Annotated in this window: 3 protein-coding genes; 1 reads left to right on the top strand and 2 read right to left on the bottom strand. The window is 46.7% G+C overall.

Translation table 11 applies throughout. The features are described from left to right. The coding region (locus MFF61_RS33085; RefSeq protein ID WP_238242004.1) for a DUF6270 domain-containing protein at nucleotides 1–927 on the bottom strand (927 nt) is incomplete at its 3' end. Nucleotides 928–2125: 1198 nt separating this feature from the next. On the opposite strand from MFF61_RS33085, the gene MFF61_RS33095 reads away from it, so the two are divergent. Further along, nucleotides 2126–2899: a hypothetical protein gene (locus MFF61_RS33095; protein WP_238242005.1), complete on the top strand. Its 774-nt coding sequence runs from the start codon at nucleotides 2126–2128 to the stop codon at nucleotides 2897–2899. Between the two features lie 4 nt (nucleotides 2900–2903). On the opposite strand, the gene MFF61_RS33100 is transcribed toward MFF61_RS33095, so the two are convergent. After that, nucleotides 2904–3776, bottom strand: coding sequence for a DUF4214 domain-containing protein (locus MFF61_RS33100; protein WP_238242006.1), 873 nt, complete (start codon nucleotides 3774–3776; stop codon nucleotides 2904–2906). Nucleotides 3777–4163: the final 387 nt, after the last annotated feature.

Genomic DNA, 4163 nt, shown 5'->3' on the forward strand with positions numbered 1-4163 from the left:
CTCTTGCGCAACGCTGCTCAGCTCGGCCGCAATGGTTTGATAACTTCTAATGGTATCTTCGTGTTGTTTTGCTCTGATAATCGAATTTTTTATGTAAATATCTCCAGATTGATGCTCCTGTCCGAGTATTATCTTCAATATGTTTTCAGAGAACATGGATGTTGCTTCTGGTATTACATGTGTATATGTTGGTCCTCCCCAACTGACCTTTGTTCCAGTCAGGAACAAACTCCGAGGAATTGTATTTATCGCAATATGACTATGTTTACTTTTTATGTAGTAGTAGGCGTTGTCTAGGAAATTGTTGACATTATTTACATAGATTGGATCTCCGAATTGACCGTCTTGCTCAGATGCAATTCTGTCTACAAAGTACATTCTATTGAGAATTATTTTATCAAAACTTCTGACAGAATTAGCAAAAAGATCGAAGAAAAACTTCCACAACTCGAAATATTCATCGTCAACAAAGGACAATCTTTTGCAGATTTTTCCGAGTACTGAGTCTACTTTACTGTCATTGACATTATCGTTGCTCCAGAGAACGCCCTGAATACTCATAGGATCTATCACGTAGGACAAATATTCAATCTCCATTACTCTACAAAAAATATCACGTGTAATATCAAATACTAGAATATTTGATTTATTTTCTACAATTTCATTGATATGATTTTTTTTGAAATCATCTTGCCAATATCTAATCAATTCAGGAGGGAAATCAGAGTCGACGTACGGCATCTTACTTGGAGCCCTCGACATCAAACATATAGTCGGCCGGCGCCATAAATGATCGGTATGGTGCACATCAAATCGATTTATGTATTTACAAGAATCATGAGTTATGCAGCCTCCGACCGATATTATATCATTTTTCTGTAGAAAGAACTCTGGCTTTCTTCTGATAACACTTGGCGTCTGACTCATAATTCTTCTCTATGCCCTTCGCCATAGACTGATTGGCCTAAGTACTAACACGGGGCTGAAGCCTTTCAGCACGCAAATTCCGACCTCGGCTACAAAACGCGATCCGTTACCCTCAGGCCACATATGAGCAAAAGGCTAATGCGCTCACGCGCGCTGCCTCACATGTCGGACGTTCAGCTCGGCTGTCCATGGCCGCTGCCAACGATGACCCACTGACCTGCCCGCGATCGGCACGATCGTGCGATTGGACCTCATGGTACGACGGTTCTAATGCCACGCTCCCGGCTCACCGCGTCGCACCTTCGCCGAAGGCTGCCCGCATCTGCTCGGCCGCCACGCTCACCGCACCCGCCGACTGGCTCAGGCCTGGGCGCGAACCAGGGTTTCTCTAGGCGGCCAGCTTGCCACCCGTCTGGTCGCGCATCTGGCCATGCCGGCCAGCACCACGACCCTGCTGAACGCGATCCGAGCTCTCCCGCTGCCGTCCGCAGGGCGACCGCTGATCGGAGGCGTCGACGACTCAGCTCTGAGCAGGGGCCAGACGTACGCCCTGAGCTAAGCAGGAAACTTGGTGACGGCGGCGGTCAGGCTGCGCGGTGATCTGGGCCCACAGTGACCTCGGTCCCATCCCGGAAGGTGACACCCGCCGCCACCTTCGGCAACTGGTTCTCGCCCTTCAGCCGCCGCCAGGTCTTCGCCGCGGCCACGGCTATCTAGCTTTTTCAGTATTTCACCCGATGATCGAGATGAATTATTGGAACTTGTTGGCTTATTGGCGGCGCGTTATTTTCCGGATGCAGCGCGCAAGTTGGTGCTTCTCAGTAATAAAAATCAACTCGGCAATCTAATAAGGTAGCTCAACGGGTAAGTACGGACGTGCATTAATGATAAAAATTATTTTTGCGAAAATTATCACGGTTGCCATTGAGAGGATGTCGACATCATGTTAAGTTAAGGAAACTTTATAGTAGGAAATCATGTGGGTGAGAGCAAATTATGTTTATGTATACTGGATGGGTCGTGCCGTTCCCGCTGGACATGGGCTTCGTTGCCGGTAGCTTCCTGGCAGGCTTGCTTATGGCAGCGGGGCTTGTTGTCGAAAGAGATGTGGACAAGTGCGGTATCTCAGGATAGAGCGTTTCGTGCGGAGTAGGTTACACTAATTCTGCGCTCTTTTTTTATTCAGGCGAGAAAAACCATGGACTTTTTGGCGCACCGATCCAATGTTTTGCAAGACATATTTTGGAAAGTTATCGTAGCAAAAAGGGTTGAGATTGCAGATCAAGTTCGTCGTTTTACATCGAACATAGTACAGAGTGGTCCATTTAGTGGGATGCTGATTCCTGAGGAGGTATCATGGGGAGACGGAGATTTTGTTCCCAAGGTACTAGGCTGCTACGAAGCGGAAGTATTAAATAGACTGACACAACTCTCTAGTAAAAATTACGATGCAGTTGTTAATATCGGGTCTGCTGACGGATATTACGCCGTTGGGTTGGCTCGTATGTTTCCCAATATACCTGTATATGCCTACGACTCCTCTCCTTCTGCCCAAGTAACAACACAGAAAGCCGCACAGATTAACAATACAAATAACGTTGTGGTAAAGGATTTTTGCTCAAGCGAAACTCTGATTCGTCTCAATGAAAGTCATAAAAAGCTTCTTGTGCTTTCGGATTGTGAAGGTTACGAGTTGGAACTTTTTAATTCATCTGATGTAGTTAGAGCATTGGGGTCCAGCGATTTGATCATTGAGTTGCATGACATATTTCGCGCGGGAATTACGCCAACTCTGACGGCTGCCTTATCCGATACACACACAATCGAACTGGACCGCGAGGGGCCAAGGGATCCTTCCTCGTTTGAAGTGTTGAAGAGTAGGGACACAATGGAAAGATTTGTGGCAATCTCTGAAAACCGAGCGCAAACCATGCATTGGATGATAGCTGTATCGCGGGAATCTGCAAGATAACAGATCATCTGCTGCGCCATAACCGAGGCAATGCCTGACGGCATTCATCGCTGGTAACGCACGCACGTAGTTCGTCTTCAAACGAAGTGCCACTATCTAACTTCGCAATAGCATTTTGCAGCCCGTGATCATCGGGCTCCCTTCCAAGAAGGACTCGATAAAAAGCCGTGATAATTTCATGATTTGTAGTGCGAATATTGTCTTTGTTATTAGGATTATTATTATTTTGAAGTACATTATCTACGGCATCAGCAAGTATTTTAATTCTTGACTCAAAATCGCTGTTCGCTCTAATAACCTGTCGAATAAAGTTTGCATTCCAGTTGAAAGTGTCAGAATCATGTAACAGGCTCTGTTCTGCTCCTAATGTTTCTTGTATTGCCTCATGCATGATTGCTTGATCGTCAATCACTGCCCCCCAGCAATCCTCGGACCTAAGTATACTGTCTGGCACGACGTCAAGTTTTTCTCTCCAACGATAAACCATCTCAATCGCAACTGGGTGTCGAGCGTTCAACGCAAAGACTCCATTATTGATGTCCCACCAGCGGGGAGGCTGCGCTCCGCTCGGAGCGCCAATAAGTGCATAGTCACTTTTGTCAGACAGATAACTTTCTAAATCGAATGACATATCGGCAATATACGCGTCAGCATCAAGGTATACAATCCATCCATCATATTTATCATTAATATAGCCAGATATTATAGGAATACGATTTAAAGCCGCATGCCACGGCTGGCCGCCTCTAATCAGTCCAAGCACACTATGATACATGAAATTGTTTCGTTCACAATAGGAAGCGATAGTCTTCCGTGTAATTTCCTGCATGCGCATATAGCGCTGCACATCACAAGTTTGAATGAATACGATTTTCATGGTTGTCTCTCTTCTCTATTACTAACAGCATGCTCGTTACGGATAAGATTTATGTGACGAAAAGATTAATTTATACACATTTTCCTTGGATAGGGCCGAGATAGATATGCGAGGTTCTACATCGTTGATACCGAGTTCGCCAGCTGCGAACAATCTCTTTGACGTACGGCGGTTCGGTGTTTGCCTACTGTTACCCCATAAGATCGGACACGGGCTGCTGGACTGAACAGGCGGTCAACTCGCTTGGCGAGTCATAGCCCAGCGCGCGATGAGGGTGAAGGTCGTTGTCGTGTGCCAGATGCCCCCCGTGAGCGGTCCGCCCCGAGGTATGGTCTGCGGGCAGACGCGGCCATGGCGCAGCGACACCTAGTGCATTGACTCATTCGG

This window comes from Methylobacterium isbiliense, from assembly GCF_022179325.1.
In the GTDB taxonomy this organism is placed as follows: Bacteria; Pseudomonadota; Alphaproteobacteria; order Rhizobiales; family Beijerinckiaceae; genus Methylobacterium; species Methylobacterium isbiliense.

What these genes read in the sequence shown, in the direction of transcription:
- MFF61_RS33095 (WP_238242005.1), top strand. Translation starts at nt 2,126, where the DNA reads ATGGACTTTTTGGCGCACCGATCCAATGTTTTGCAAGACATATTTTGG.
- MFF61_RS33100 (WP_238242006.1), bottom strand. Translation starts at nt 3,776, where the DNA reads ATGAAAATCGTATTCATTCAAACTTGTGATGTGCAGCGCTATATGCGC.